Raw genomic sequence first — 5,073 nt, 5'->3', positions numbered from 1 at the left:
GTATCAGCATTATTTCCAATGCCATCGTTATCACTATCAGCAAATTCTGTGGCATCCATCGGGAATTCATCCTCTGAATCAATAACACCATCGTTATCATCATCATTATCATTCAGGTCACTCACCTTATCGCCATCGTTATCAGCAGGTACAGATACTGCATCCAGCGGATCGGTTCCATTGGCAATCTCATCCTGATCTGAATAACCATCATTATCATCATCATCGTCATTCAGGTCACTGACCTTGTCACCATCGTTATCAGCCGGTACAGATTCTGCATCCAGTGGATCGGTATCGTTGGCAATCTCATCTGCATCGCTGTAACCATCACCGTCATCGTCGGTATCGGCATTGTCGCCTACTCCGTCATTATCGGTATCAACAGTTTCTGTTGCGTCTATCGGGAATTTATCCTCTGTATCGATTATGCCATCGTTATCATCATCATCGTCGTTAAGGTCACTTACCATATCACCATCGTTGTCAGCCGGTACGGATTCTGCTTCCAACGGATTTGTTCCATTATCTATTTCATCCTGATCTGAATAACCATCACCGTCATCGTCAGTATCGGCATTATCACCTATGCCATCGTTATCGGTATCAACGGTTTCTGTTGCATCCGTCGGGAATTTATCCTCTGTATCGATTATGCCATCGTTATCATCATCATCGTCGTTAAGGTCGCTCACCTTATCACCATCGTTGTCAGCCGGTACAGATACTGCATCCAGTGGATCGGTATCGTTGGCAATCTCATCTGCATCGCTGTAACCATCTCCGTCATCATCGGTATCGGCATTATCACCTATACCATCATTATCGGTATCAATGGTTTCTGTGGCATCTGTCGGGAATTTATCCTCTGAATCAATAACACCATCGTTATCATCATCATCGTCGTTAAGGTCACTTACCTTATCGCCATCGTTATCAGCCGGTACAGATTCTGCATCCAGTGGATCGGTATCATTGGCAATCTCATCTGCGTCGCTGTAACCATCACCGTCATCGTCAGTATCGGCATTATCACCTATACCATCATTATCGGTATCAACGGTTTCTGTTGCATCCGTCGGGAATTTATCCTCTGTATCAATAACACCATCGTTATCATCATCATTGTCATTCAGGTCACTGATCTTGTCACCATCGTTATCAGCTGGTACTGATTCTGCATCCAGTGGATCGGTGTCATTGGCAATCTCATCTGCATCGCTGTAACCATCTCCGTCGTCGTCAGTATCGGCATTATCACCTATGCCATCGTTATCGGTATCAACGGTTTCTGTTGCATCCATCGGGAACTTATCCTCTGTATCGATTATGCCATCATTATCATCATCATCGTCGTTCAAGTCACTGACCTTGTCACCATCGTTATCGGCTGGTACGGATTCTGCATCCAGTGGATCGGTGTCATTGGCAATCTCATCTGCATCGCTGTAACCATCACCGTCATCGTCGGTATCGGCATTGTTACCTATACCGTCATTATCGGTATCAATCCATTCATTTGGATCTTCAGGAAATGCATCTTCATTATCGGCTATACCATCATTATCACTATCACATATATCAAGTATGTATTTGAAAGTTTTTTGGACAGAAGCCCCATCACCATCTGTTGCAGTAATTGTAATAACTGACTCACCAGTCTGATTTTCTTCCGGAGTTATTTCCATAGTTTTAGAAGAAGTTAATCCTGATACAACTAACTTAGAATCTTTAACCAGGCTCTGATTTGAAGAACTCACTTCAATTGTCATCTTTTCAGGAAGAGATTCATTATCCGTAACAGTAAAATCAACTGAGGCACCGGGTTCTGATGTACAATCACTAACATCTGCCACTTCGGATATTACAGGATCAGTATTTACTATTTTTGTAATACAGTACTCAACTATTTCTACCTGCTGCAAATTTTTAGAACCACCCGTAGCACCAGTGAACCCCCAGTAAGCATAAGTATCACCTGAGAAAATATCATTTACAAGATCAATTGTAGCATTAAATAATATACTATTTTCATATGTAACTGTAAATGCTTTTGTAGATGCATTCCATTCAACAACTAAATTATGCCATGAGCCATCCTCCAACTGTCCTGCATCATAAGCTGATGCATACTCAGTATGCGCACTGGCAATACCAGCCTGACCATTTTTAACGATTGCAATATGATCATTTGCTATTGGATCAGCGCTACCATTATAATAAGTATCAAATTCCACAGCCAAAGAAGGACTAATTCCTCCATATCCTAGTCCTCCACCAGTAGTACCCGCATTAGACGATAATTTTTGAATTACAAAAGCTATTCCGTCAGCACCATTCTCATTATTTCCAAGAAAAACTTTTGAAGTAATCCTGAAATTCTGGGTTAAATCAATTCTTGAAACACCCCACACTGAACCGGACTGATAACTGGCATCTTGTGTTAAAGTTACTACATTGCCAGAAATGGATGCATCACCACTTAAAGTAAGGTCACTGACATTGAATTCTGAACAATCCAAAGGTGTTTCAATATTAATGGTCATAGTATAGGTAGCATCACTTTCTTCTCCTGAAGAGTCAATAACCTTGAATGTAAATGTTGTTGTTGCCGAACCTGTAAACGACAGGTTTGATACCACATTACAGTTTGCTCCTGCAGATACAGGCAATCCATTATATTTTAAAGTGCCTGAACCTGGTAGCGAAACAACTTTTATACCATTAAAGGTATGCCCGTCAGCATCGCTAAAGGTAAAATCTGCTGCCTTGAAAGAATAGGCTTCATCAGCAACTGCATCAACAGAGCCATTTCCACCGATTGGTGCATTTTGAGGTACAAAAAGAGTTATACCAACACTCACGGTTGATGAATTTGAAATACCATCTGTCAGATAATAAGAGAAGAAATCAGAAGGCGCACTCGTTCCGTTATGCGTATATGTAAACGAACCATTAGAATTCAATGTAAATGTACCACTATGATAACTTGGCTTCGTAACAATTATTGCCGTTATAACATCACCATCATCGTCAAAATCGTTGTCAATCACATTTCCCGAAATTGATTTATTTATTTCACAGGTAAAATTATCAGCAACTGCCGTTGGTGACGTGTTTTGCACTGAGGGAGTTGTAAAGTTTAAGACATTACCATAAGCAGTACGTCCTTCTGAAGTAGTTGCATACGCCCTGATATAATATTTTGTATTTAAGGATAACCCGGATGCCTGAACCTGGAACAAACCGGAACCTCCTGATTCATTTGTTGCAACATTATCGCTTAAAGTAGGAGTTTGATTGGTTGAACTCCAACAAATTCCTCTTTCAGTTATAGTATTTCCCTTATCGTCTGTAATATTACCTCCTGACATTGCCGTAGATCCTGTGATTGAATAAGGCGCAACAGTAGACATGGTGGCAGTTGCAACATTCTGAATATTACTTGCTGCATTATTCGCAAGATTTAATAAAAAAACTTCATTCTCATTACAACCTGGATTTTGAACATATCCCATTCCCCACCAGTTCTGATCTGCCCACATTACAATATCACCATTCCGCACCTTTTCAAGTGCCATAAAAACTTTCGAAGCATCACAATTAGCTTTAATCAAAACCTCAGCATCTCCTCCCATAGAAATTGGGGCTAAATAAGAATCTTGAAATGTAGTTACCCCTTCAAACAAAGGATGATCTGCCATAAAGCCATTTGCCTTTTGATCATAATTACATGTTGGTAAATGACAAATGGCCTCGTTAACAATTGAAAAATGTGCTCCCAGTGCAATAACAGCTGCAGAAATATTATTATTCTGGACAGGCGTATAATTACCATTTTCCCCCATAAATACTATTCTGCCGCCTTTTTCTAAGTGTGCACTCAAATAACCTAATTCTGTTTCAGTTATAGTCCTTCCTGGTTGAATTACCCAAACCAAATCATAGTCTGATAAATCAGGTATTGAACCTGAGGAAATCCATGTACATGAATGTCCACTATTAACATAAAAATCCCTCATTGCTCCAATCTCAGAGGAAGACCATGCTGCACCTTCGGAAAACAAAAGTATTTTTGCAAGTATTCTTTGATATTCCTCTTTTACAGATTCTTTAAAACAAATATCATCAAAGCTGGTTCCAGCTAAATATTCCAATTCCCAGTCCCCTTCCAAACCAGTTGCACCAGTAGCATCATTCGAAGCTAATACTGATACACCGGTTAACTGATATAATCTGTCAACAAATTGTTTTCCTTTTTCGCTTTTTGCTAAATCACAGGAATATATTAGTATTGATGCATCTTCTGTAAAATAATTCTGCCACCCACTAATAAGATTTTCATTAATAATCAAATCATCATAAGTAAGCCCTCCAAAAGAAGTAAAAATGCCATATTCAGAACCATGACTTACTACATGCAATGATTTTATGGGTTGGTTCTTAATTAATATATCATTAACTGACTCTACAATAGTTTTTAATGGATTCAGATATTCTATTTTAACTCCATCCTTAACATTATTCACCAAAACCTCTACATCAGGTAGATCCGGATCAATAATAGCAACATCAACCTGTGCTTTCAGATTTGTTGCAAACAATACTGATATAATAAACACACTTAAAAATAGGTGTGCTCTAGAACGTAATTCTTTTTTCATAACCTTGAGATTTTAAATTATTTTTTAGATTTAATTTAACTTCAATAGTCACAAATTAATAATTAATTAATGATAAAAACAAATTATTTTAATTTAAAATATCGATTAATTAATATTTAATTAACTATAACGCATATATATATTTTGATCACAGATATTCACGGACTATATCAACCTAATTTTTATTGATATTATTTTTTAATACAATTTTCTAACAGAAGGAATACTGGTTTTCAAATAACTGATCAGGATAAAACAAAAAAAGGCTGTCCAAATGGACAGCCTCCCTAACGTAATGTAACAATATTTACTGTTTTATGAGTTTCATATTTGCAATTGCTTCAGAATTCTGGATAATCCTGATCAGATATATTCCTGCTGGCTGATCACTGATATCAATCCTTTCCTT

At 38.0% G+C, this 5,073-nt stretch carries 1 protein-coding gene; it reads right to left on the bottom strand.

The features are described 5' to 3' along the window. On the bottom strand, window positions 1-4,664 hold a 4,664-nt coding region (locus ACE01N_RS20000; RefSeq protein WP_380592764.1), incomplete at its 3' end, for a lectin-like domain-containing protein. Window positions 4,665-5,073 lie beyond the last annotated feature (409 nt).

Source organism: Quyinboa ferrireducens, from assembly GCF_042436675.1.
Classification (GTDB): domain Bacteria; phylum Bacteroidota; class Bacteroidia; order Bacteroidales; family UBA5342; genus JBHJHP01.
This window is presented reverse-complemented; position numbering and strand designations above follow the sequence as displayed.